The sequence below is a fragment of the Paenibacillus sp. J22R232 genome, from assembly GCF_056269165.1.
Window position 1 is genome coordinate 193,488 of sequence record NZ_JBWDNK010000001.1, and the last position, 25,627, is coordinate 219,114.

24 protein-coding genes are annotated in these 25,627 nt (G+C 49.7%); 23 read left to right on the plus strand and 1 reads right to left on the minus strand.

Annotation, left to right across the window (positions count from 1 at the left end; genetic code table 11):
* Nucleotides 1–207: 207 nt before the first annotated feature.
* The 18 genes from AC0YN3_RS00850 to AC0YN3_RS00935 all read left to right on the plus strand — a co-directional run bounded on the left by AC0YN3_RS00850 (nt 208) and on the right by AC0YN3_RS00935 (nt 20,798).
* Entirely contained in the window at nt 208–1,083 is an 876-nt protein-coding gene (locus AC0YN3_RS00850) for a UbiA family prenyltransferase (RefSeq protein ID WP_475773280.1), read from the plus strand.
* Between the two features lie 16 nt (nt 1,084–1,099).
* The gene (locus tag AC0YN3_RS00855) at nt 1,100–1,834 is read left to right on the plus strand and encodes a DUF6081 family protein (RefSeq protein ID WP_475773281.1); all 735 of its coding nucleotides are present in this window, start codon (nt 1,100–1,102) and stop codon (nt 1,832–1,834) included.
* A 15-nt stretch (nt 1,835–1,849) separates the two neighbouring features.
* Nucleotides 1,850–3,253 carry an ATP-binding protein gene (locus tag AC0YN3_RS00860; protein ID WP_475773282.1) on the plus strand — a complete coding sequence of 468 codons (1,404 nt, stop codon included), beginning with the start codon at nt 1,850–1,852 and terminating at the stop codon, nt 3,251–3,253.
* Nucleotides 3,246–3,944: a response regulator transcription factor gene (locus tag AC0YN3_RS00865; protein ID WP_475773283.1), complete on the plus strand. Its 699-nt coding sequence runs from the start codon at nt 3,246–3,248 to the stop codon at nt 3,942–3,944. The genes AC0YN3_RS00860 and AC0YN3_RS00865 overlap by 8 nt, the downstream gene beginning before the upstream one ends.
* A gap of 82 nt (nt 3,945–4,026) precedes the next feature.
* On the plus strand, nt 4,027–4,776 hold the full coding sequence (locus tag AC0YN3_RS00870) for a YwaF family protein (protein WP_475773284.1): 750 nt from the start codon (nt 4,027–4,029) through the stop codon (nt 4,774–4,776).
* Nucleotides 4,757–6,361, plus strand: a complete 1,605-nt coding sequence (locus tag AC0YN3_RS00875) for a DUF2339 domain-containing protein (protein ID WP_475773285.1) — start codon at nt 4,757–4,759, stop codon at nt 6,359–6,361. The genes AC0YN3_RS00870 and AC0YN3_RS00875 overlap by 20 nt, the downstream gene beginning before the upstream one ends.
* A gap of 134 nt (nt 6,362–6,495) precedes the next feature.
* The gene (locus AC0YN3_RS00880) at nt 6,496–7,098 is read left to right on the plus strand and encodes a nitroreductase family protein (RefSeq protein ID WP_475773286.1); all 603 of its coding nucleotides are present in this window, start codon (nt 6,496–6,498) and stop codon (nt 7,096–7,098) included.
* A 195-nt stretch (nt 7,099–7,293) separates the two neighbouring features.
* Nucleotides 7,294–8,007, plus strand: a complete 714-nt coding sequence (locus AC0YN3_RS00885; protein WP_475773287.1) for an HAD family hydrolase — start codon at nt 7,294–7,296, stop codon at nt 8,005–8,007.
* Between the two features lie 102 nt (nt 8,008–8,109).
* Entirely contained in the window at nt 8,110–8,784 is a 675-nt protein-coding gene (locus AC0YN3_RS00890) for a lytic transglycosylase domain-containing protein (protein WP_475773288.1), read from the plus strand.
* Between the two features lie 92 nt (nt 8,785–8,876).
* A complete protein-coding gene (locus AC0YN3_RS00895; protein ID WP_475773289.1) occupies nt 8,877–10,025 on the plus strand; it encodes a cysteine desulfurase family protein in 1,149 nt (382 codons plus the stop codon).
* Nucleotides 10,026–10,027: 2 nt separating this feature from the next.
* The gene (thiI, locus tag AC0YN3_RS00900; RefSeq protein WP_475773290.1) at nt 10,028–11,248 is read left to right on the plus strand and encodes a tRNA uracil 4-sulfurtransferase ThiI; all 1,221 of its coding nucleotides are present in this window, start codon (nt 10,028–10,030) and stop codon (nt 11,246–11,248) included.
* 176 nt (nt 11,249–11,424) lie between these two features.
* Nucleotides 11,425–13,245 (plus strand): sensor histidine kinase, encoded by a 1,821-nt coding sequence (locus AC0YN3_RS00905; RefSeq protein WP_475773291.1) that lies wholly within the window; start codon nt 11,425–11,427, stop codon nt 13,243–13,245.
* On the plus strand, nt 13,220–14,824 hold the full coding sequence (locus AC0YN3_RS00910; RefSeq protein ID WP_475773292.1) for a response regulator: 1,605 nt from the start codon (nt 13,220–13,222) through the stop codon (nt 14,822–14,824). Before AC0YN3_RS00905 ends, AC0YN3_RS00910 begins: the two co-directional genes overlap by 26 nt.
* Nucleotides 14,825–14,887: 63 nt before the next feature.
* Nucleotides 14,888–15,802, plus strand: coding sequence for a carbohydrate ABC transporter permease (locus AC0YN3_RS00915; protein ID WP_475773293.1), 915 nt, complete (start codon nt 14,888–14,890; stop codon nt 15,800–15,802).
* A 5-nt stretch (nt 15,803–15,807) separates the two neighbouring features.
* Entirely contained in the window at nt 15,808–16,647 is an 840-nt protein-coding gene (locus AC0YN3_RS00920) for a carbohydrate ABC transporter permease (protein ID WP_475773294.1), read from the plus strand.
* A 135-nt stretch (nt 16,648–16,782) separates the two neighbouring features.
* Complete coding sequence (locus AC0YN3_RS00925) at nt 16,783–18,114, plus strand: ABC transporter substrate-binding protein (RefSeq protein ID WP_475773295.1); 1,332 nt, start codon at nt 16,783–16,785, stop codon at nt 18,112–18,114.
* 122 nt (nt 18,115–18,236) lie between these two features.
* Complete coding sequence (locus tag AC0YN3_RS00930; RefSeq protein WP_475773296.1) at nt 18,237–19,886, plus strand: MGH1-like glycoside hydrolase domain-containing protein; 1,650 nt, start codon at nt 18,237–18,239, stop codon at nt 19,884–19,886.
* A gap of 21 nt (nt 19,887–19,907) precedes the next feature.
* Nucleotides 19,908–20,798: a glycoside hydrolase family 43 protein gene (locus tag AC0YN3_RS00935; protein WP_475773297.1), complete on the plus strand. Its 891-nt coding sequence runs from the start codon at nt 19,908–19,910 to the stop codon at nt 20,796–20,798.
* Between the two features lie 24 nt (nt 20,799–20,822).
* Here AC0YN3_RS00935 and AC0YN3_RS00940 read toward each other — a convergent pair whose 3' ends face one another.
* On the minus strand, nt 20,823–21,518 hold the full coding sequence (locus AC0YN3_RS00940) for a TerC family protein (protein ID WP_475773298.1): 696 nt from the start codon (nt 21,516–21,518) through the stop codon (nt 20,823–20,825).
* Between the two features lie 140 nt (nt 21,519–21,658).
* On the opposite strand from AC0YN3_RS00940, the gene AC0YN3_RS00945 reads away from it, so the two are divergent.
* The 5 genes from AC0YN3_RS00945 to AC0YN3_RS00965 all read left to right on the plus strand — a co-directional run bounded on the left by AC0YN3_RS00945 (nt 21,659) and on the right by AC0YN3_RS00965 (nt 25,619).
* The gene (locus AC0YN3_RS00945) at nt 21,659–22,321 is read left to right on the plus strand and encodes a TerC family protein (RefSeq protein WP_475773299.1); all 663 of its coding nucleotides are present in this window, start codon (nt 21,659–21,661) and stop codon (nt 22,319–22,321) included.
* 168 nt (nt 22,322–22,489) lie between these two features.
* The gene (locus AC0YN3_RS00950; protein WP_475773300.1) at nt 22,490–22,972 is read left to right on the plus strand and encodes a hypothetical protein; all 483 of its coding nucleotides are present in this window, start codon (nt 22,490–22,492) and stop codon (nt 22,970–22,972) included.
* Nucleotides 22,973–23,012: 40 nt separating this feature from the next.
* On the plus strand, nt 23,013–24,854 hold the full coding sequence (gene typA, locus AC0YN3_RS00955) for a translational GTPase TypA (RefSeq protein ID WP_183563708.1): 1,842 nt from the start codon (nt 23,013–23,015) through the stop codon (nt 24,852–24,854).
* Between the two features lie 184 nt (nt 24,855–25,038).
* Nucleotides 25,039–25,350, plus strand: coding sequence for a YlaH-like family protein (locus AC0YN3_RS00960; protein ID WP_183563705.1), 312 nt, complete (start codon nt 25,039–25,041; stop codon nt 25,348–25,350).
* Nucleotides 25,347–25,619: a hypothetical protein gene (locus AC0YN3_RS00965; protein WP_475773301.1), complete on the plus strand. Its 273-nt coding sequence runs from the start codon at nt 25,347–25,349 to the stop codon at nt 25,617–25,619. Before AC0YN3_RS00960 ends, AC0YN3_RS00965 begins: the two co-directional genes overlap by 4 nt.
* Nucleotides 25,620–25,627: the final 8 nt, after the last annotated feature.

The window sequence follows — 25,627 nt, forward strand, 5'->3', positions numbered from 1 at the left end:
AGTGGCAGCGGGCAAATACATAGCCGGAAGCTGAACGCATTCGGCGCCATGCAAAAGCAAGCGCCAAAGCGGAGCCGCTCCTAATCCATTTGTTGACTTACAGCAAATATAAGTGGTTCAATTGAACCATCGACAACAAAGGGAGCAGTGAATACATCCATGTTTAAACAATTTCTTAAGGCATCTAGGGTCAGGGTGTTACCTGTGATGCTCATTCCGGTAGCGTTAGGCGCACTTGGCGCATATGTTTGGAACGGCGTTTTCCATCCATTCTTGTTCGTGATTACGATTATCGGCGCAGGAGCGGCACATTTGTTCTCTAATATGATCAATGATTTATGGGATTATTATAACGGTACGGATACGGCTGCCCAGACAACGGATGGCGTGATTCCAACTAATTCGGGTTATTTGACGAAGGGAACCTGGAGCATTCGCGCATTTGCCGCAGTCACGTGGGTCTTGTTCGGCATTGCGGCGATATGCGGTGTCATCTTAAGCATGTTAAGCGGCTGGCTTGCGCTAGTGTTTGGCGTTCTAGGCGCTTTAATCGCTTATTTCTATGTGGCGCCGCCTATCCAGTTCGGTTATCGAGGCAAAGGCTACAGTGAGCTTGCGATTCTGATCTCATTCGGGGTACTGCCTGTCGTCGGCGCTTATTTCGTGCAAACCTCGCAGCTCGATTACCGCGCATTGCTGCTTTCATTGCCGATTGGACTGCTCACGACTCTCATTTTGTTCAACCATCATTTTTTGCATTGGCAAGCGGACAAGCAAGCCGGCAAACGGACGCTAGTCGTTGTATGGGGGGAGCGCAGGGCGTTGCTGTTCTCGCGCGTTTTGCTGGCACTGGCTTATTTCACTCTCGTTGTATGCGTGGCACTGGACGCGCTGCCGGTATATGCTTTGCTCGCTTTGCCGACAGCCATTCCGTTGTACCGCGTTTATGGCCGGCTATCGGCGCGCAACGATTCAGCGGCATACGTGCCGTTGATGGGCGCCTCTGTGAAAGCGACGATTCGCTGCGGAACGGTACTGATAGCTGCTTTATGGATTCAAGGACTTGTGCAAGCAATCAACTAAAAAGGTGGGTAATAAAGTGGATAAACAATGGACTTTAGGTGATTTTCATACGATATTGAATGAAGGGGAGGTTTGGAAAATCGGAGGTTTCCCGCTTCAGGACGGAAGCTTCTGGCAATACCGCGAGCCGAATGCGGTCGTTATCGTACGCAACGGCATGCTCTATGTGCGCGCGCCGCTTAGCCGCTCGAATGATCAAATTCAAATTTTGGATAACGCGAAGCATATGTATTATTCCGCAGAGCCCGTGCTCGTGCCCGAATCAGGAATCATCAGCTTCGAGCTTCAAATTCGCGCGCGTTCGCAGCATACGGCGTCGAATGATTTATACGACGGCTTTGTTTCATTGAACTTGCTTGACTTCACGACAGGCGGGGCGCTCGATTTTTTTGCCGGGAACGATAAGTACGCAAGCGTGTACGCGGTTCTTCCTTTTCCGGGGGTGAAGGTGCCTGAAACCGATAAAACAAGGTATTTTTGCGTGTTCAAGGAAGATACGGACTTTGAAGCCCAATCGTTCAACGTTTACAAAATCACTTATAATCGCGCAACGGATGAAGTGGTCTTTCTCGTTAACGGAAAAGAAGTCAGAAGAGAGAGAAACGTACCGGTAAAGTTCAATCAATTCACCGTGGCGCTAGGCATCATGACAGAGAAGGATTTGACGCCTGAAGGCAGTGTCTCTGTGCATGGACAAACAGTCATTGGAGAGTGGTCTCCGATCACGATTGAAATAACCGAGCAAGGATAATGAAGGAGCTGCGTTATGTTATTCGTTCTTATCGCACTGTGGGCAATCGCGGCCATCATATGGCTCTCTGACCGGCGGTCGTCCGTTAATCATTGGTTGGGCGCTGTCGCGTTTACGGGAGGCGCGGGCGCGCTTGCCGCCGTTCTGGATTTGCAATGGCTGCCTGCTGCGGCAGAAGCAGGAATGAATGAGGTAGCGCAGCAGCTCCTTTACCGACTGCAGGCAGTCTCCTCGCTCGTGTCCTATTACGGGCTGCCTTATTCATTCGTTCTGTTCGCCAATGCGTATCGGCCGGTTCGCATGGCCAAACGCCTTCAAGTGCTCATGCCATTGTTGCTGCTTATACCGATTGCGTTTTGCGTGATCTTTACACCGTTTTACACGACGATGTATCCTATTTCCTTTCGAATCGTAGTGTGGTGGGCAGTACCTTATATCGTGTACGGAGCCGTTCAAGTGCTGCTGAGGCGCCAGCTTCAAGCCTCTTTTTCACGGACGCATTGGATTATCTGTTCCGTTGTTCTGCCCCCTGTTATGTTTAGCATGGTAATGAATTATGTGCTTCCAAGCTTCGGCATGCTGAGGATGTGGGTCTATAACACGTGGATCGTCGGATTAGGCGTGACCGTATTTGTCATTGCTTTGTTTACATACGGATTCATGGGCGTTCGCGTCAACATTGACCGCAGGCGGTATGACTCTACGTTGAGAGCGGTTACTTCAGGCACCGCTATTCTGAATCATGCCATCAAAAACGATGCAGGCAAAATGAGGCTGTTCTCCGAGAAAATGAAGGCATATGCGATTGCCACGGATCAGCGCGAGCTGCTCGCTGACATCGAGACGGTGCTTGGCGCATCGCGCCATATGCAGGAGATGCTGCATCGCGTTCATCGGCGCACGGAGGATCTGATGCTCCGCGTGGAGGCTGTAGACTTGGCAGAGCTTATTGAGCGGACCTTGAAGGGCTACAGCCCCGTTCTTGGGTCTGTAACGCTGCATACTTCGTTGATTAAAGGCTGGGTTTGCCGAATCGATCCTGCCCAGTTCAGCGAGGCGCTTGGCAATATTGCAGCGAATGCCTTGGAAGCGATGAACGGCGAAGGAGAGCTTCTTGTTCAATTAAGCGAGACGAAACGCGAGCTCATCGTCGAGATTAAAGATACGGGGCCGGGCCTTAGCAAGAGCGAAGCAGCAAAGGTTTTGGAACCCTTTTATACGACAAAAAGCGGTAGCGACATCAATTTTGGATTAGGCTTGCCATATGCTTACCACGTCATGCGCAAGCACAAAGGCATGCTGAATCTTAGAAGCAAGCCTGGTGTTGGGACGTCCGTTTTCCTAATATTTGCGAAACGAGCCGTTCAGGCGGAACGTACGGATGCCGTTTATGCGGAAGGGAGTACAACAAATGACTAATATTCGAGTATGGATTGTAGAGGATGATCTCGACTGGCTTCGAGGCTTAGTGGCTTACATAAATAACGAGCTTGACATGGAGGTCGTCTGGACGTCCAGCAAGCCGGAAGACGTCAGGCTTGCCTTGCAGGACGGGCTGCAGCAGTCAACGCCAGCGGATGTCATGCTAATGGATATTATGCTGGAGGGCCGTCCCGAAGGTGTGCTCCTTGCGGAAGAAGCCGCGCTTGCCACCGGTGTTAAGGTTATCATGCTCACCTCGATGGAGGAGAAAGAGCTCATCTTCCGATCGTTCCAAGCGGGAGCCATCGATTATCAAATCAAATCGGATTTCGAGAAGTTGCCTGAAGCGATTCGTTCCGCATACAGAAGCCAATCACCAATCAATGCGGCGGTAGCAGAGAACATGCGGGAGGAGTTCCGGCGCTTGAAGCAGCTGGAGCGAGAGTTCGAGGTTAAGAAGCTGGGAGATCTGATCACGCCTTCCGAGTTGCAGCTGCTCGATCTCATTGATCAAGGGTATACGCAGCCGCAGATAGCCGACAAGCTCGTCGTGTCGATACGAACCGTCAAAAATCATGTCAATCATATTTTAAAAAAGCTGAATCTGAGCGGTTCCCGCGAAGCAGCGAATAAAGCCAAGGAAATGGGCTTATTCCATAAGAAGAATGACAAGGATAGTACCAGATAAAGTTGGTACTATTTTTTTTATGCCTTTTTCTACAAAATGGAAACATAAACGTATCTTTTGGAAAAGTATGGGGGAGTGGCGAATGCGATTTGAGATGTTCTCTGCTGCGCATACCGCGGGGCTGGTTTTGTTTGGAGCCATCATGCTGTCGGTTGTTATTTTTCGAAACGGACTGCGGGAGCCAAGTCGGAATCGTGCGATAAGGTGGACGCTTGCTGCCTTGCTCCTAATCAGTGAGTTTTCGCTGCAGCTTTCTTACGTGATCGAGAATCGTTGGGGAGTTTATTCGCTTCCCTTCCAATTATGCAGCCTCATGCTGTTCGTAGGCACTGCCGTGCTGCTAACGAAACGCAAGGCGCTGTATGATGCGCTTTTCTTTCTCGGCAGCATGGGCGCACTGCAAGCGCTGTTAACACCGAATTTGGATGAGACCTTCCCGCATTTCCGCTATTTCCAGTTTTTTATCGCGCATATCGGCATCGTTGGCGCTGCTTTGTTCCTCGTGGCCGTTGAACGGTACCGACCGACTTTTCGCTCCGTGCTAAGTGCGATGCTGTGGCTGCATGTTTTGGCTGTTCCGGCAGCTGTTACGAATGAGTGGACAGGTACGACGAACTTCATGTTCCTGGCCCGCAAACCGGAAACGGCTTCGATCCTTGATTGGCTAGCCCCATGGCCGTGGTATTTGCTGCAGCTTGAGATCATCGCGTTTTGCTTATTTATTAGCTTATATGGCTTGGTAAAGGGATTGGAGCTTTTGGCGGGCAAGAGCAGACCGGATAGAAATAAAAAGATGAATGGAGAGCTAAGACATGAAAGAGACGATGAGTAAGCATTGGACATCGCTGCTGGGAGCGCTGTTCGTCATGACCGCATTTATTACGTTGTTCAAATATTCGCTCGATCAGGGGTGGATCACAGAAGCGATGAAGATCGGTTTCGGCTTGTTAAGCGGAGCAGGCATAGGCGTCATCGGTTTGAAGTTGGCGGTGCGCAAGCCTAGCAGCTTGATGGGTGAAATCATGATTGGACTCGGCGCCTGCATCCTTTATGCGACTTTCGCTTTTGCCGGCATCTTTTATCGGCTCTGGGATCCTATGACGGTTATGTTGGGCATGAGTGCCGTGACGGCACTCATTTCCGCCTATGCGTATAAGTATAGCTCGAGATTGCTCATTAATATCGCGATGGCAGGTGCCTTGCTTTCGCCGCTCCTGATGCGGCCTGAGACGGATCAGGTGTTTGCGTTGTTCTTGTATATGCTTGTGATTAACGTGGCTTTCTTTTTCTTAAGCATCGTGCGGGGATGGCATGAGCTTAGGATTGTCAGCTTTATTGGTACGTGGCTGATGTATATCGTATATTTTATACATTACACGCCTTCTACTGAAGGGGTTTGGAGCATGCCGATCCGTTATGCGCTGGCAGCTTTTCTCTTTTATACAGTTGGCCTGATGGTGTCTTCCTGGTTGAACAAACTAAGCTTCGACGGCATCGATCTCTATCTCAACGCCGCAAACGGCATTTTGTTTACCTTCTGGGCACTGCTTATTCTGAATCATGAGGTGTCATACGGATACATTCTTACGTTTATAGGCTTCGTATATCTTCTGGGAAGTTATGTCATTTATGTCGCCACGGAGAAGATAACGCCTGCCGCAGCCAGCTTTTTTCTGGTCGGTTTGCTGTTGGTCCTTATCTCGATGAGCAGCATAGGAGGCGGTTATGATTCCAAGCCTTTGGTCAATGTATTGCTTTGGGGGTTTATCGCCGCAGCGGCTGCGGTGTTAGGCCGAATCAAACGATGGCTGTTGCTAAGCCTAGCTTCGGTTATGACGTGGTTTATCGTTGGCTGCTACTGGTATATAGTCACATGGGACACGCCGCGCGGCGAGTGGTTCGGTATGTATGTGCCTTTTTTGAACTGGGGAGCAATCGCATGGATACTGCTTGCAGCGGTCGGATTCTATTTCTCCAGAACACTTGTTATTCCGAATATACCGGAGCAGGCAAACCGCGTTTTGGGACGGGTGTATGCGCTTCTGGCACACTTAATCGTTGGCGGCTTGCTGACGAGGCAGATCGAAAATATTTTTACCGAATATATGCCGGAGTCCCATGCTGTCTATTTGGCCTTAGCATTATCCGTATCTTGGGGCTGCTACTCGCTGCTGCTCATATTGTGGGGAGCCTATTACAGAGAAGTGCTGTTCAAATGGTTTGGTTCGATCATCCTGGTGCTCGTCGCGATAAAAGCTATTTTCATGGATTTGAGTGGACAAGAAGCGCTTTATAAGGTTGCTGTGCTCTTGACCTTAGGCGCCATATCGTTCTTAATTACGTGGATTAACGGGAAATGGCGGGTTCAGTCAGGCGAAAAACCGCTTGCAGACAATCAAGCAACGAGCGATTCATAATATTAAACCGGGCGGGAATAATGATTGTGTTCGCCTTGACAAGAGGTTTATTATATTTTATAGTAACTTACGTAAAGTTATTGATTGGTTTGCACGAGCATTTTTTATTACACAATTGAGAGGCAGGAGAAACAATGTCATCACAAGCATTTTTGGAAGCAGTACAAGCAAGACGCTCTTATTACGGAATCAGCAAGGAGTCCGCTATCTCCGACGAGAAAATAGTAGAAATCGTGGAGCATGCGGTTTTGCATACACCTTCATCCTTCAATTCACAAAGCGCGCGGGTAGTTGTATTGCTTGGCGACAATCATGACAAGCTATGGGATCTGACTACGGACACACTTCGCGCTATCGTAGCGGCAGATCAATTCGAAGCTACCGAGCAAAAAATGGGCTCTTTCAAAAGCGGCTACGGTACGGTCTTGTTCTTTGAAGACAAAAATGTGGTTGACGGCTTGATGGCCAGCTTCCCTGCGTATGCCCATAACTTCCCGGTCTGGTCCGGACACGCGTCAGGCATGCATCAATTGGTTGTATGGACGGCGCTTGAAAAAGAAGGCTTCGGTGCTTCGCTGCAGCACTACAACCCGCTTATTGATGAAGAGGTTAAGAAAACATGGTCGCTACCTGATTCATGGCAGCTAGTTGCTCAAATGCCTTTCGGCAAGCCGACGGCAGAGCCGGGCGAGAAAACGTTCCAGCCGATCGAAGAGCGCGTAAAAGTATTCAAATAAGCAGCAGGATTGCGTACCCAATGACGGGTTATGCAAACTGCTTAGAAAAACCGGCATGCGGACTGGGAACAGCCGCGCATGCCGGTTTTGTTTATGTACGTAGCCGAATGGCTTTGTTCGCGTAGCGCTAGCGGCAAACGCATGTTAAGCTCATTTTCAAATGATGAGTACGTGGAAAGAGGGGTGGTAGCCTTGGTGATCAAAGCGGTTTACTTCGATCTGGACGATACGCTGTATGATCAGTTGGCGCCTTTTCGCTTGGCGTTACAGGTAGCCGGCTTCGGAGAAGTTGCAGGGGATGCAGCTCAGCTGGAGCAGCTGTTCAAGCTAATGAGAAGACATAGCGACCGGTTATGGGTCAACCATGCACGGGGTCAACTTTCTCTTACGGAGCTTCGAATCGAGCGTACAACAGCGGCATTTGCGGGTATGGGCCTGCACGTACCCCTTGAAACGGCACAGCATCTGCAGGAGAGTTACGAGTATGAACAGACGGCAATCGCTCTTCGCCAAGGCGTGCTTCGGCTATTTGAACAGCTTAATGGAAGAAATATCCGGTTTGGCTTGATTACGAATGGCCCAGTTCAGCATCAATGGAGCAAGATCGATACGCTTGGTTTACGCGAATGGATTGACCCTCATGATATATACATATCGGATGGAATCGGATTCGCCAAGCCTGACCCGGAGGTATTCCGCCATGTACATGCGAAGACGGCGTTCCTGCCTGAGCAGATCGCGTATGTAGGAGACGCATGGCATAACGATGTGGTTCCATCTTATCTCGCCGGTTGGAAGCCGATCTGGCTTAATGGCAGAAGACGTCAGCCGGATCATAGCGAATCTGCTATTGCTTACGGGGAATGCCGGGAAATGAGTGAAGTTTTTTCTCTCATCCAATCCAAGTAATTGATGGATGCTGGCTGTTTGCTCTAAAAACATGTACAATAAAAACCGATATACGTTTAAGCAGACATTATTTTGCCTATTACAATCAGCCAGGAGGTTATCATGAGCATTGACCCTCGCATTATCAAAACATTATTGCAGCTTCAGCTGGCTCCAAGCTTGGATTTAAAAGCAGCATCGAACCCATTGCAGGCAACGACAGGCGATGGCTCAGCTTCCTTGTTCGACACTCTGCTCTCACAATATATGTCAGACACAGCTTCCGAAGACGGATCGTCGGTCCCCGTGCTTCCTGCGGACGCACTTGCACAGCTGGAAGCGCTCAATGGCTTTCCGAATATCTCTTTTTTTGAAGGAAGCGAATCCAAAGCCGAACCTTCGGCATATGACGAGCTTATCCAGCAAGCATCTGCGAGATATGGCGTGGATCCGGCATTGATTCAAGCGGTCATTAAGACGGAATCCGGTTTCCGCCCTGATGCGCAGTCGGGCTCGGGCGCCAAAGGTCTTATGCAGCTTATGGACGGCACGGCACGAGGCCTTGGCGTGACGGATTCTTTCGATCCCGCACAGAATATAAATGGTGGAACCAAATATCTGTCGATGCTGCTCCAGAAGTATAACGGCAATGAGCAGGTTGCTCTGGCCGCGTATAATGCAGGTCCAGGCAGGGTTGATCGTACCGGAATCAGGACGAACGAGCAGTTGATCGAGAAGCTTGAGGCGCTTCCTGAAGAAACGCAGCGCTATGTTGCAAAGGTGCTTCAAGCAAAGTAAATCGGAAGCGATAAGATCACGATTCCGCTTGCAGCCTTAATGGCTGAAGCAATCGTTGGTCTTTTTCTTTTTGGAGAGGAGTTTATACGACTATGTTATATTTCGACCATTGCGCTTCGACTCCGCCGTATGAGGAGGTCGTCCAGACGATGCTGGAGGTAATGAAATCGGTTTATGCGAATCCATCCTCCCTGCACCGGGCGGGTATTCAGGCAGACCAATTAATTGAACGCTCGCGTTCGGTTCTGGCAGAACGGCTGCAGACGGACAGCGGCAGTTGGATATTTACGTCGGGCGGCACGGAATCCAACAACCTGGCAATCAAGGGTATTGCCCGGCAATACGTCAGCAGGGGCAAGCATCTGATCACGACTCAAATCGAGCACGCCTCGGTCTATGAAGCGTTCAAACAGCTGGAAGACGAGGGATACCGCGTCACTTATTTGCCTGTTGGCGTAACCGGCCATGTGAGCGTGGAGCAGCTGGAAGCGGCTCTAACCGATGAGACGATATTAGTGAGCGTTATGCATGTTAATAATGAGATCGGAACGATTCAGCCTGTAGAACGGATTGGCCGGCTGCTGAAACGGTTTCCCAAGATCATGTTTCATGTCGATGCGGTTCAAAGCTTGAGCAAGCAGCCGATCAAGCTGTTGGAATCGGGCATTGATTTGCTGACGGGTTCTGCCCATAAGCTTGGCGGGCCAAGAGGCGTAGGTTTCTTATATGTACGTGAAGGCGTGATTCTTCATCCATTGCTGAACGGGGGCACCCAGGAGAACGGATATCGCGCGGGTACCCAAAACGTGCCTGCCATCGTAGCTTCCGCGAAGGCGCTGCGCATGTCGATGGAGAGAATGGAGCAGCGTGAGAGGCATATGTCAGGGCTGAAGCGGCAATTGATTCAACGCATTAACGGCATGCCGGAGCTTAAGCTTAACGGCGGAGAGCCATCCGCCCCGCATATTATCCATTTCTCCTATCCGGGGATGAAGCCGGAAGTGGTTATTCATATGCTGGAGCAGCATGGTATAATGGCATCGACGAAATCCGCGTGCTCATCGAAGGACGATAAGCCAAGCCGCGTGCTGCTAGCGTTAGGCGCAAGCCGCGAGCATGCTGCGGGCGGCGTTCGGATCAGCCTGGGCGACGAGCATACGGAGCAGGATATTAACGCGTTGGCGGCAGCGCTTGCGGATATCGTGAGGCAGTTGAAGCCGCTTGAGAGGAGATTGACCTAATTTTGCTTTATGATCAAATTGTACTCCGTTATGGAGACCTGATGGTAAAAGGAAGAAACCGCAATAAATTCGAGAAAAAGATGCTTGAGCAGGTAAAGCAGGCATTAACTTCTTATGAGCATATTACGTACTTCAAATCGTTCGGACGCTTGTTTGTGAAGCTGAACGGGCATCCTTACGAGCCCATTGCCGACCGGTTAAAGGATTTATTCGGCATTGTGTCATTAAGTCCCGTTATAAGCACGGAATTGGATTTGGAGAAAATCAGGCTGGCTGCGCTGACATTAATGCAATCCTTGCCGGAGAAGCCCATTACGTTCAAGGTAAGCGCCAAGCGTGCATGGAAGAAGTTTCCCCACAATTCGCAGGAAATGAACCATTTGGTTGGCAGTCATGTACTGCGTGCGATGCCTGATCTGGAAGTAAATGTAAACAAGCCGGACGTTGAGCTCCGTGTCGATATTCAAGAGGAAGCGACCTATGTGTTCTATGACGTTATAGCAGGCGCAGGAGGCTTTCCCTTCTCGTCCAATGGCAAAGCGATGCTCTTGCTCTCAGGAGGAATCGACAGTCCCGTAGCGGGCTGGCTGGCACTCCGCAAAGGGCTTGAAGTGGAAGCTGTGCATTTCCACAGCTATCCGTTCACGAGCGAGCAGGCAAAGGATAAAGTGATTGAGCTTGCGAAACGGCTGTCGTACTTTAGCGGCGAGCCGATTAAGCTGCATTTGGTTCCTTTTACGGAAATACAAACGACGCTTGTTCAGGCTAAGAGCGACAATCTGATCATTACGTTAATGCGCAGGGCCATGCTGCGTATCACAGAGCAGCTTGCGGAGCGCAACAACGCAAACGGCATCGTGACGGGCGAGAGCCTCGGGCAGGTTGCCAGCCAGACGCTGCCAAGCATGAACGTCATTGGCCGCGCGACGGATTTGCCGCAGCTGAAGCCGTTGATTATGATGGACAAGCACGAAATTATTCGGCTAGCAGAGCGTATCGGAACGTTTGAGACCTCGATTCTTCCGTATGAGGATTGCTGTACGCTATTTTTGCCCAAGTCGCCCAGCACAAACCCGAACCTGCGGATCGTAGAGAAGATTGAATCCCTCATTCCCAATTACAAGCAGCTTCTCTCGGATGCGGTCGAAGGCACGGAGCAGCTCCTGCTTTCCCCTCATCATCAAACCGCCGTACAAGCCGCGGGCGAAGACAGTTGGTTCTAGTCTCTTTTTCATTAAGGATTTCATGAGCTGCTCGGAGATGGCTTAACCGTCTATCGGAGCAGCTTTTTATTTCATTCGCTATGCGGAGCAAGAAACAATCGGCCTTGAAAGAAGTAGTAATGGGTTGAATGCCGGGAAGGAACCGCTGATTGGCATGCAGGAGAGGAGAAGCGCTAATGTTTTATTCGCTGAAAAGCCGGTTGATCGCCATTTTTGTGCTGCTTTTTGTTTTATCCTTCGTTACGCTTTCATTTCTGTTGTTCAATCAGTCCCGTTCGATTATCCGTTCTTATATCGAATCCTCGGCTCTCGAGAAAATGGATGAATACGGTTCCTATATCGATATGGTGCAAACACAGATATACGATCTGGCTTCCATTGTGTTCAACAGCGATATTACGAATAACTGGAACGCCATTGCCTCGGATCCGAGCGCTACGGATGGCGAACGCAACTTGGCGCATTTCCATATGAGCCAGTTTTTGACGCAGACGACGAACAGCTACTCCAGCGTCTCAAGCGTTGCCATCTATAGACAGGAAGGGCTGTGGGTCAGCAGCGGCAACTTCGTCGTAACGAATCCTTCATTCTTGCAGGAAGATTGGTACAATAATTTTAAAAACAAGGAAGAGTATTGGATCTCGGCTCATACGGACGCAGCGGAATTAAGAAACAATAATAAGCACCCGGTTGTAAGCATGCTTATGCCCATAGGCTCCTATGAGCCTTCGCTGACGAAAAGCGTCATGAAGATCAATGTAAGCGCTGACTATTTTCTAGAGCCGCTCGGGCGCATTCATCTGGGGGAGAGCGGGACTATTTATTTGCTGGATCAGAACGGAAAACCGATGTTGTCGCAGGCCGATTACGAAACGCGCTCGGACATGCTGGCACAGGTGCAGGAAATTAGGCAGGGCTGGAGGAAGCAAGGCGTTCTGTACATGGATAATGCGCAAGGCGAGAAAGAAATATTGGTATACAAGAAGCTGGCGCAAACGAATTGGATGCTCGTCGGCTTCGTATCCGAGGATGACCTGTACGCGCAGCTATTCCGCCTGAGAAGCTCAATATGGATTGTGGCGAGCATTCTTCTCTTATTGTCATTGGTTCTGGCCTCTTGGCTGTCGCATGGCATTACGAAGCCCCTCTCGAGGCTTGTGCTTGCGATGAGGCATATTCAGCGGGGAGATTTCGCCAACGCGGAGAGCAGGCTGCTGCCGCAGCGGAGCGTGCGCAACGAGGTTGGCTTTGCGACGGAGACGTTCCGCAGCATGGTGCATCAACTGCGGGAGCATATCAAAACCGAGTTCGAGTTGAAGCTGCTTAGGCAGCAAGCCGAATACAAGGCGCTGCTCATGCAGATAAACCCGCATTTTCTGTTTAATACGCTGGAGCTGATGAGCAGTCTTGCGATGCAGAAACGTACGGAGGATACGGTGCAGGTTATCGAGTCTCTCGGTAAAATGATGAGATTCTCGCTTAAGATGGATGACGATCTTATTCGACTGGAGGAGGAGCTCCTTTACGTTGATTATTACGTTTCCATTCTGAAGATTCGCTTTGGAGACCGCTTGAGCATCAACATGGAGAAGGAAGGCAATCTGGAGAGGCTTTCGGTAGTCAAGTTTATTTTTCAGCCTTTGATTGAAAATGCGGTCAAATATAGCGCCGCATACCGGCAGGAAGCAAAGGTCCATATATTGGTAAGGCATACCGAAGGCAAGGTCCATCTTGTCGTCTCGGACAATGGCCCGGGATTTACGCCTGAAAAGAAGCGGCAGGCGCTCGAGAGCTCAACTACGGCACAGCTTGACCAAATATTGACAAGCAGAAGCAGTCAAATCGGGCTTGGCAACGTGCTCTCGCGCTGCCGCCTTTATTATGAATCGCTGTTTGAGGTTCGAATCCACTCCGTGCTTGGAGAAGGAACGTCAATTGAATTGATTTTGCCCGCACAGGAGGTGAATGGGCATGTACCGAGTGTTGATCGTAGATGATGAGCCTGAAATCCGTCAAGGGCTGCAGTTAAAGGTGAGTTTCGAGAGTCTAGGTTTCTATGTTGCAGGGGAAGCGTCGAACGGAAGGGAAGCACTGGAGAAATTGGCGAATGAGCCGATAGATGTCGTGATTACCGATATGAATATGCCTATTATGGACGGCATGACTTTTATGGATGCTTGCCATGAGCTTATTCCTTCATTGCGCTTAATCGTCATAACGGGATACGAGGATTTTCAGTATGCCAAAGCAGCCATTCGCAATCACGCCCGTGATTATTTGCTTAAGCCGGTCACGAGGGACGAGCTGACGAAATCCTTGGAAGGCGTTCGAAACGAGCTGGACAGGGATCGGAATAACCAGGACCAGGCTGAACTGATCCAGTGGCGTTTATCCCAATATTACAAGGAGATGAAGGAGCACTTCATCGTTCATCTCGTAAAAGAGGAGCTTGTGCAAGCACCATTGGTTTTGGAGCGTGCAAGGTTGTTCGAGCTGGAAGCGTGGAACGTTGGACAGGTACGGTTCTTGACGCTGGGCTTGAAGGACCAGACCGAGCCGGCAGGGGAGGATAACCGGACGGAGGATGCATTCCGGCTTCCTTTCGAAATGGTGGTCAGGGAATGTGCGGCCATGCAGCATATATCGATGCAGGTATTCCGTGATATGAGCTACCCGGGTCTGATGCATGCCGTCCTCCAGGAGGATGCCGAGCTGATCCGGACATTTACGGAAACGCTGCAGGACCATGTGAGAAGCCTGATGCGGTTCGACTTGAGAATCGGTGTCGGACAAGCCGTTACTGGCTTCAAGCAATGGAAAGAAGGTTATATGAGCTCGCTGCTTGCTTGGAGCGTGCCGTATGGCGGGAGCAGGGAAGAAGAGCGAAGCAACGCCGCGCAAGGTGAGCAAACCGACCATGCCTTAAAGGTTATCGAGCGGTATTTGGTGCGCGGCGAGCTCGCAGCGTTTCAAGCCGCCGTCAGGCAAGAGCTGGTTGCCGCTCATGGCTCGCAGCCGCGCTTCGTTAAAGCCATATTCCAGCTGTATCTGATGCTTGAGCCGATCGCCAAAGCATCGCATACCGTGCTGGAAGGCGGAGAACAGCTATGGCTGAGACCGGATATAACCTTAAGCCTCGACAGTGTCGAGAAGGCGGAGCGTTTCCTGATGGGCATCGCGGACCGAATAGAGCGCAAACGCCAGATTGAGTCGAACGAGACGGATCCATTCTTATTTATCAAGGCCGCTCAGCAGTTTATCGACGAGAATTATATGTTTGATCTGAACCTGTCGATGATTGCGGAGAAATTCAATTACAATGCAACGTATTTCTCGGAAATTTTCAAAGCCAAAATAGGCAAAACCTTCATTCATTATTTGAATGAGACACGCATGTCGGAAGCGATTCACCTCCTTCAGAACACGACGCTAACCTTATGGGACATTGCAGAGCTGACGGGATTCTCGAACGCGAGCTATTTCAGCTCGAAATTCAAGCGCATGTACGGCGTGACGCCTTCCGAGTTCCGATTGCGCCCATCTGAAAAAAACGATAGTGAACACCCGAAAAATTAGCATTCATCGAAATCTGCCCCTCCCTTATGATGGAACTACATCATTAAGAGAGGGGTATTCGCGATGAAATCAAGCCGCAAGGCATTAGGCAGCCAACATAATTTGACGGCCTATACATTTTTGCTCCCATGGTTAATCGGGTTTTTCTGTCTTACGCTCGGACCCATGCTCGGTTCGCTGTATTTATCGCTAACGAAGTACAATTTGCTTACCCCGCCAGAATGGATTGGATTTGCAAACTATTTGGAAATATTCAAGGAGGACGATACCTTTAGAAATTCCTTGTGGCTGACGATTAAATACGTGTTTATTTCAGTACCGCTTCGGTTGGCGTTTGCGCTGCTTGTAGCGGTGGTACTGAACAAAGGAATACGCGGACTCGGCATCTACAGGACGGTATATTATATTCCATCGCTTCTCGGCGGCAGCGTGGCGATCGCAATCGTATGGCGGCAGATTTTTGACGGAAACGGACTGGTCAATCAGTTTCTGGGCTGGTTCGGCATTCAAGGGCCGTCATGGATCTCCCATCCCGACTATATCGTGCACACGATTATTACGCTCTCGGTATGGCAATTCGGTTCAGCGATGGTCATCTTCCTCGCAGGCCTTAAGCAGGTACCTGCCGATCTTTACGAAGCGGCGCAGGTGGACGGAGCGGGGAAGGCAAGGCAGTTTTTCCGCATAACGCTTCCTATGCTGTCGCCCGTTATCTTTTTTAATCTGGTCATGAGCATCATCAATTCATTCCAAGCGTTCACGCCGGCATTCGTGATCGGGGACGGCAGAGGAGGACCGCTTGACGCAACCATGTTCTACACCTTGTATCTGTACATGAAGGGCTTCTCCTTCTTCGATATGGGATATGCTTCCGCGCTGGCATGGATTATGCTGCTCATTATCGGAATTTTTACCGGTATTATCTTTTTGACATCCAAGTATTGGGTATTTTATGGCGACAGCAAAGAGGGGAGATAAACGTTATGGTTCAAGCATCAGGAATAAGGGGATTTACGAAGCATGCGTTGATTATTCTCTTCGGCATTGCGATGCTGTATCCCGTACTTTGGTTGATCAGCAGCTCATTCAAGCCGAACGAGCTTATTTTTACCGAGCCAGGGCTATGGTCCTCGTCGTTCACGCTCGACAATTACATCAAAGGCTGGCAGGGGTTTCAGGGAATTGCGTTTGGTCGCTTTTTTGCAAACTCGTGGTTGATTTCTATATTGAGCGTGCTCGGAAATATCATTACGTGCTCGTTCGCTGCCTTTGCCTTTGCCCGTCTGAATTTTAAGTTTCAGAAGCTATGGTTCGCGCTTATGCTCGTTACGATCATGCTGCCTTACCATGTGACGCTGGTCCCGCAGTATGTCATTTACAATGAGCTGCAATGGATTAACACGTATTTTCCGCTCATTTTGCCGAAATGGCTGGCTCATGATTCCTTTTTTATCCTGATGATGGTTCAATTTATCCGAGGCATACCGAGAGAGCTTGATGAAAGCGCAACGATCGACGGGTGCAGCCAGCGGCAAATTTATTTCCGCATTATTATGCCGCTTCTGGTTCCCGCGTTAATTTCTGCAGCGATCTTCACGTTCATCTGGTCGTGGGACGATTTCTTTAGCCAAATGATCTACTTGAGCGATATCAAGCTGTTCACAGTACAGCTAGGCATCCGTTCATTGTTCGATCCGACAGGACAATCCGATTGGGGAGCGCTGCTCGCTATGTCTGCTCTCTCACTCGTTCCGATCACGCTTATTTTTCTTGTTTTCCAGCGTTATTTCTTGGATGGAATTGCAACGACCGGATTGAAGTAGTTCGCAACAGAGGTAAAGCGATTCCAAAAAAAATGATAGTCAACAACCGAAGGAATCAAATTCCGATTGGGCACAATCAAGAGTAGCATGGGTTTTGAGAACGGATTCATACTATTTCATTAGGGGGAAGCATGAATGAAAAAAAGAATGACGGCACTGGCTTTGGGGTTGCTGATGGTCTTTACGGCAGCCTGCTCGGGAGGTACGGGCAGCGGAGGGGCTTCTGATGGCCAACCATCCAATGACGGGAATAATGCGGCCGGAGGCGAGCAAGTAGAGCTTCGCATGATGTGGTGGGGAGATCAAAAAAGAGCGGATATTACGAATGAAGCGTTAAAATTATTCGAGAGCAAGTATCCGAACATAAAGGTAGTCGGGGAGTTTGCGCCATCAACGGGTTATTTCGACAAACTTAACACGCAGCTGGCTTCAGGGACGGCTCCAGACGTTTTCTTCTTAGGAGGGAATGTCGTGGATTACGCCAACAAGGAAGTGCTGCTTGATCTGGCTCCATATGTCGGCAACGAGCTCAACTTAGGCGATATGGATAAATCGATGGTTGAGTACGGAACCATCAAGGGCAAGCTGCTTCACATCTCGGCAGGCGCCAACGCTCGCGGCGTCGTAATCAACAAAACGATGTTTGAGAAAGCGGGAATGCCCGTCCCTGAGGATGGTTGGGATTGGCAGGAATTTGCTGCAATCAGCAAAGAAATTTCAAGCAAGCTTGGCAGTGGCATTTATGGAACCTACAATATGTCGATCGACGGCATGGACATCGGCCTAAAGCAGCAAGGCAAGCAGCTCTATGATATGGAAAAAGGGACGCTCGGCTTTGAAGAAGCTGACGCGCTGAAATGGTTCCAATATTGGGAGGATACCTCCAAAGCGGGCGGTGTCGTACCATCTGAGCTTCAAGTATCGAATCCGCCTGGCGATACAAGCAAATCCTTGGTGGTTACGGGCAAAGTCGCGATGAGTTTGATTCCGTCGAACCAGCTGGCTGCGCTGCAAGGGCTGACGCAGGATGAATTGATTATGGTCCAGCTGCCGAGAGGCGAGAAGGGGACGGGCGTTGTATTTGAATCCAGCCAGGGCTTATCCGGATATGCGAAGTCGAAGCACCCGAAGGAAGTTGCCACGCTGCTTAGCTTCTTTATTAATGACCCTGATGTTGCCAAAACCTTGGGCAATGACCGCGGCGTTCCCGTAACTGCAGCCAACCGTACGCTGCTTGAGGCAGAAGCGAACGCAGTGGAGAAAATCGTATACGATTATACAAGCCGGGTATCTTCCGCAACGAAGACGGAGCCGTTTGCAGTCAGCTACAATCCGCCAGGCTTCTCCGAATATTCCAAGCTTGCCGAAACCACGATGTATGAAATCGGCTTCGGACGCAAGCAAGTTGCTGCAGCAGTCAAAGATTTCTATAACGGCACGTTGAAAATATTCAATAACAACCAATAAGCCAATAAGCATTGCACGATATATAGTTCAGAGCGAAGAGAACAGGCTGCCTTGCTGCAGCCTGTTTTCTTAATAAAGGCTATGCGGTATGCATGACTGAAATAGAGGGCGAGGCGAAATGAATGAACGATTGGATGCTGCACAAGCTTCGCGAGGTTTCGGTTGAAGAACGAGTCGGGGAGCTCAGGAAATCGTATGACATAAAAGCAATCGAGGAATGGAACCGCTCGGGAGTAAAGTTCACAGCGCGTTCCGGCAAGCTGGAGCAGGTCTATTATACTGCCGTAAAGAAGCTGCTGGATTGCATCGTGCCGACTGGAGGCGAGGAGCCGATTCTGCAAGAAGGCGGGATTTACCTGGGCTGCTGGCTTGAAAGCACAGGAACGATTAATGCAGAGCTGTTGTCTCGGTTTATCCCGTCGGTGTCGGAGCGTACTTACGAGTCTTTTGCAAAGCACCAGCGGGAGGATGGGTTGATTCCCTATAAAGTAACGGAGCATGGACCGTCATACCGGCAAATTCAGCTCGTGACGCCGCTTGCGCGCAGCGTGTGGAATCATTACCTGCTGAATCAGCCGGACAAGTCATTTCTTCAGACCATGTACGATGCAATGTCCAGCTACGATGAGTGGATTGCCGCCAACCGCAACACGAGAGGCAGCGGCTGCGTGGAAGCTTTCAGTACGTTTGACACCGGACATGATCTATCGCCGCGGTTCTGGCATGTTCCCGATACGCCGCACTTAGGCGATGCTTCCCAATTCAATCCGGATTCGCCGATCCTGCCTTTTCTTGCGCCGGATTTAACGGCTAATATTTATTGCCAGCGCTTGTACTTAGCGAGAATAGCAGAGGAGCTCGGGCTTTCCGGGGACGAGTGGCTCGCAAAAGCAGCGGACAGCCTATCCAGCTTGTTCGATAACTGCTTTGACCAAGAGGATCACTTTTTCTATGACCTCGACCGAAATGGCGAATGGGTTCGCGTACAATCGGATGTGTTATTGCGCGTGATGGCTTGCGAGGTCGGAGAGCGGGAATTCTTTGACGTTATGCTGAAACGTTATTTGTTGAATACGAGCAAATTTTTTGCCAAATTTCCGTTTACGTCCCTGGCTATGGATGATCCGAGATTCGATCCCTTTTCAAGCTACAACAGCTGGGGCGGTCCGTCGAATTTCCTTAGCTTAATCAGAACGCCACATGCCTTTGAGCATCATGGACGCCATGTGGAGCTTACGTGGATCATCTATCCGATTCTTGCGTCCTTTGCCAAGGCTACGCGATTCTCCCAGGCTATTAGCCCATGGACAGGGGATGAGGGCTTTACAGAGACTTATTCGCCTTCGATTCTTTGTTTGCTTGATTACGTGGAGCGATTATGCGGCATTCTGCCTACGCCGGCCGGCGAGCTTTGGTTTACGGGATTGCTTCCTTATGACATGGACCATGGGGAAGAGATGGCAGGCGAGACCGGCTATAGCCGAATCGTCGACGGCGTTGCCTTTGAACTGATCAATACGAGACTCCGTTGCGAGATTTATAAGAATGGGGAACTCAGCATGTCCTTTCCTAGCGGCATCCGAATCCTTACAGCACGTGACGGCAGCTTGAAGGGCATCGTTGGGATGAGCGCTAGGGATGTTTCAGGCGTAATCAGCTATGGCAATAAGCAATTGAATTTCCGGATAAAGGGGAATGAGCAGCAGTATTATGAAAATCATTCATTTGTCAAAGGGACAGATATCGGCATCATAACCCCCGCTTATCGATAAGCAAAGGAAGGAGAGCGTGCAATGCCAACCATTAATCAAATACAGATCAGAGACCCCTTCGTATTACCGGTTATTGAGGAAGGCAAGTATTACTTGTACGGGAGCACAGATAAAAACATATGGGGAAAAGGAACGGGATTCGAAGCCTATGCGAGTACGGATTTGAACATGTGGGAGGGCCCATTTACCGTGTTTCGCCCTTCCGTTGATTTTTTTGCGGATACGAACTTTTGGGCGCCTGAAGTATATGCCTACCGCGGCAGCTATTATATGTTCGCTACTTTCCGAAGATTGGATAACGACTTGCTTGGGACAGCGGTACTGATGGCCGATAGCGCATTAGGGCCCTTCGAGCCAGTAAGCGACGCTCCTGTAACGCCTGCCGACTGGAGCTCATTAGACGGGAGTTTATATATAGATGCGGAGGGGCAGCCCTGGATGGTATTCTGCCATGAATGGCAGCAGGTTGCCGATGGCGAGGTTTGTGCAGTAAGGCTTAGCGACGATCTAAAAGAAGCCGTTTCGGAGCCGGTGCTGCTGTTTACCGCGTCACAAGCGGCTTGGACGACACCTTTTGTATCGCCTAGATTTCAGGGGCGAGACAACTTTGTGACGGATGGTCCTTATCTGTTCACGTCAAAGACCGGAAAACTTATGATGCTTTGGGCAAGCTTTATCGACAATCAATATGCGCTCGGGATCTCAGAATCAGAATCGGGTCTCGTAACAGGCCCATGGGTTCATGCTGAGCAAGCGCTGTACCGGAACGATGGCGGTCATGGAATGGTCTTTCACACCTTTGGTGAGCGTTTGCTGCTCGCCATTCATACGCCTAACCGAACGCCTGATGAGCGGGCGATATTCGTTGAATTGCATGAAGTCGATGGAGAGTGGATGATCGGGCATGCTTGACCATACCAAAAAAGCAGGAATCCCTTATTGGGATTCGCTGCTTCTTTGCTGTTTTTGCTTCTTTTTTCTATTGTTAGTGAACAAGCCGGCTAAGATCGTAGCGATGACAACAAGTATGATAAAGGCCCATAAATAAAAAGGATTCTCAAAAAACGCTTTAAAAGATTTTTCGTGCGTAATCATCTTGGCAGCGGTGTATGCGAGTACCGCGGAGCCGAGATATACGATCCATTCGAAACGGTTGATTAGCTTAATAAAGATCGTGCTGCCCCAAACCACAACCGGCACGCTGATAATGAGCCCCAGCACGACGAGCAAGGTGTCCCCATGCGCGGCACCGGCAACCGCGATGACATTATCGATGCCCATAGCAGCGTCGGCAATTATGATCGTCCGAATCGATTGCCAGAGCGTATTGCCGGATTTAATCCCGTCATGGGGATCCTCTTGCACGAGCAGCTTATAAGCAATCCATACAAGCAGCAGTCCTCCAACCAGATTGAGCCAAGGCACGTTCAGCAGCTGCACGACCAGCAACGTGGCAATGACCCGTATGCCAACCGCTCCCGCAGTCCCCCATATCACGGCTTTCTTTTGCTGCTCCTTCGGCAGGTTGCGTGCCGCCAGTCCGATCACGATGGCATTGTCCCCAGCCAAGATCAGATCGATGAATACGATCGTCAACAGCGCCGAGAAAAACTCGACTGAAAATAGATCCATAAATCATGGCCCACCTTCCATTAACAATTACAACTTGGATTGTACAATGATACGACCAGCATTGGCGTTAGATTCCTTTTTTTTTTCGGACATATTCAATCGAGCTTGTACATACATCTGAATGAGAGGGGGTATGCGGTTTGGACAGCCTTATCATTTTTATTGAAATCGTGCTTATTAATGTATTGCTTAGCGGAGACAATGCCATTGTTATTGCGATGGCCAGCGGCCAGCTGCCGCCGGAGCAGCGGAAAAAAGCCGTCTGGTGGGGAGCAGCCGCAGCCGTTGGCCTTAGGTGCGTGCTTACCTTGGTGGCGATCAAGCTGCTCCAGGTGCCTTTCCTGCAAGCGATTGGCGCTTTGTTGCTGTTCTACATTGCGGTGAAGCTGCTTGCCGAGGCAGGCGGGCAACAGGATAACCATACAGTCAAAAAGGCGAAGACAATCGGCGCTGCAATCTGGACCATCGTAGTGGCGGACTTCGTTATGAGTCTCGACAACGTGTTGGCGATTGCGGCTGTCGCAGAAGGAGATCCGATCCTGATTATGCTCGGCATCGCGCTTAGCATTCCGATGATAATATGGGGGAGCCAGATGCTCGGTAAGCTGTTGCAGAAATTTCCTGCCCTGTCCTACATCGGCGCGGCGCTGCTCGCTTATGCCGCAGGTGAGATGCTCATGCATGACCCTGGTTTGAACAAGCTGTTGTTCCACGGTTCCAAAATGCTTGCCGAAGCGATACCTCTGCTTTGCGTACCACTGGTCATTGCACTTGCCATAGTCAAAAAAAAGCCGGCATTTTGACGTTTTTTGACCGTTCCGCCTACGAAAAATAGGGCGGTTCGGTTTTTTTTTGTCCAGACCCCCGCTACGTACTGGTATTTTCGGATCAATTCCTATAAACTAATATAGATAAAAACTGTCGTCTTTCGTCAACATATGCGATTGGCGTTGTAAGGAGCGGAAGCGCGAATGCCTAATAACAAATATTCCGCTGGAATTATTTTGCTGTTAGCCGGGCTCGTTATTTTGTTGGGCAAGTTAGGAGTATTCAGCTTTTTGGGCGCAATTTTTTGGCCGCTGCTCGTTTTAATCCCCGGAGTGCTTCTGCATGTGTTATACTTCGGCAGATTAGTTCCTGCAGTTGTGCTTGTGCCAGGCGGAATGCTCGTCGTATATGCCCTGCTGTTTGTCGTTTGCAACCTTTTTGGATGGGATAGCTTGAAATATTTGTGGCCGTTGTTTATTTTTGGTGTAGCAGCAGGCCTTTACGAATATTATTTGTTCGGTTCATCCAGACCGCGTGTTGTGCTTTCGGCATCCATTGCGCTTGCTGCCGCGTCGGCTGTGTTTGTCGTTCTTGTGCTCCTGTGGAGCTGGGGGATTTATGCGATTGCCGTTGCGCTGATTGCAGCAGGTGTTTGGATGATGCTAAGCAAACGCAAGCGTTGGTAAAAAGTTTTAAATAAAAAACAATTGGAGTGGATTACTAGTTATGCAAGCAAGAGAGAACCTACGGAATATCGCCATTATTGCCCACGTTGACCACGGTAAAACAACATTGGTTGACAAACTGCTACAACAATCAGGAACGTTTCGCGACCATGAAGCAGTTCAGGAACGCGCGATGGATTCAAACGATCTTGAGCGTGAACGCGGTATTACGATTTTGGCTAAAAACACAGCGATCAACTACAAAGACTATCTGATCAACATCGTGGATACGCCTGGACATGCTGACTTCGGCGGCGAGGTTGAGCGTATCATGAAAATGGTTGACGGCGTTCTTTTGGTTGTTGATGCATTCGAGGGCTGTATGCCGCAAACGAAGTTCGTATTGCGCAAAGCGCTTGAATCGAACCAAACGCCAATCGTTGTCGTAAACAAAATTGACCGTCCTAACGCTAGGCCTCAAGAGGTAGTAGACGAAGTTCTTGACCTCTTCATCGAGCTTGGCGCTAACGACGAGCAACTGGAATTCCCGGTCGTATATGCTTCTGCGCTAATGGGTACATCAAGCATGGATCCAGAGAAGCAAGACGAGAACATGGAAGCATTATACGAGACGATCGTAAGCAACATCCCTTCCCCAACGGAAGATGTTACGCAGCCGTTGCAATTCCTCGTTACCCTTCTTGATTACAACGAGTACCTCGGCCGTATTGCTGTTGGACGCGTAAACCGCGGAATCATTAAACAAGGCCAAACGGTAGCCGTAATGACTCGCGAAGGCGGCAATAAGCAAGCCCGTATCGAGAAGCTTTTCGGTTTCGTTGGATTGAAACGCGTTGAGATCGAAGAAGCTGGCGCAGGCGATATCATCGCAATCGCGGGTATCCGTGAGATCAATATCGGTGAAACAATTGCTGATCCGCAGAAGCCTGAAGCATTGCCAGTTCTCAAAATCGACGAGCCTACTCTTCAAATGACATTCCTAGTCAACAACAGCCCGTTTGCAGGCCGTGAAGGAAAATGGGTTACATCCCGTAAACTTCGCGAGCGTCTCTACAAAGAGCTTGAGACGGACGTTGCACTTCGCGTAGAAGAAACCGATAGCCCGGATGCATTCGTCGTTTCCGGCCGCGGCGAGCTTCACCTTGGTATTCTGATCGAGAACATGCGTCGCGAAGGCTTCGAGCTTCAAGTTTCCAAGCCTGAAGTTATCATCAAAGAAATTGACGGCTCGAAGAAAGAGCCTTACGAGCGTCTACTAATCGACACGCCTGAAGAAAGCATGGGCGCTGTAATGGAAAGCCTTGGAACGCGCAAAGCTGAGATGCTTAATATGATTAACCATGGCAATGGCCAAGTTCGTCTTGAGTTCAAAATCCCAGCACGCGGCTTGATCGGCTACCGTACGCAGTTCCTAACGCTGACACGCGGCTACGGTATCATGAACAATGCTTTCGACAGCTACGGACCTCTTGCAGGTTCAGGGGTTGGCGGACGTCACCAAGGCGTTCTGGTTGCGAGCGAGAACGGTACTTCCACATTCTACGGCATGATGGGTGTTGAGGATCGCGGCATTCAGTTCTTGGAGCCGGGTACTGAAATTTACGAGGGCATGATCGTTGGCGAGCATACGCGCGAGAATGACATCATCGTTAACATCTGTAAGGTAAAACAACTGAACAACATCCGTTCGGCTGGTAAGGACGATACCGTTACGCTGAAGAGCCCTCGTTTATTCTCGCTTGAGCAAGCGCTTGAGTACTTGAATGATGATGAGTATTGTGAAATTACGCCGAAGTCGATTCGTCTTCGCAAAAAAATCTTGAATAAAAGCGAGCGCGAGCGTGCGGACAAAAACCGCAAAAATGCTCAAGCAAGCGTCTAAGAGCAAACCATTAAACAAACGTAAGGTTTTGCACCTATGCAAAGCCTTACGTTTTCTTTAAGAGTATAAGTGGGATTATAAGTGATGAAGCTTATAATCCCACTTAGATTTCACCCAATTCCTTGTTGCGCTGCAACTAAATGGCGGCAAAAGCCGTTAACATTCACTGAAGGGGGTTTGCGGCATGCAGGCATGGCTAAGCGACCATAAGCTAATTTCGTATCTGATCATTCTGGGGTTTACGATATACATATTCAACAAAGTGTTTCGCGCTCAGCAGAAATTGCCGTTGTTCAAAGAAATTTTGGTGTACGCGCTCATTGCATTCGGTTCCTTCGTCCTGATGATTCTACAGGTGGATAAGCTCCCTATTATTCAATGTATGGGCGTAGCGGTCCTTATGATGCTGATGCTTAGAGGTCGGCAGCTCTATGATAAGTGGAAGGACAATAAAGCAGCACGCCGTTCGCCTCAGGAAGCGGAATCAGGCAAATGAGGCTAGAGGACGCTTTGTTCAACTGGCTGCAAATCAAACTCGTCGCAACTGCTAGGCCTGATGATCAAGCTGCGCTGGATACGCTAGCTTTTTTCGAGCAAATCTTAACAGAGGATCATGGCTTGTCGAACTATGGGGTTGTGAAGACCGATGATACGATGATTCATGTCAAATACGAGAAGGATGGACGTTCAAAGCTTCAGTTCTATCCGCTTGAGCGGGGCGAGCAACTGCTTTCGGACATTGAATCCAATCCTAAATATAACTGAACTTGAAG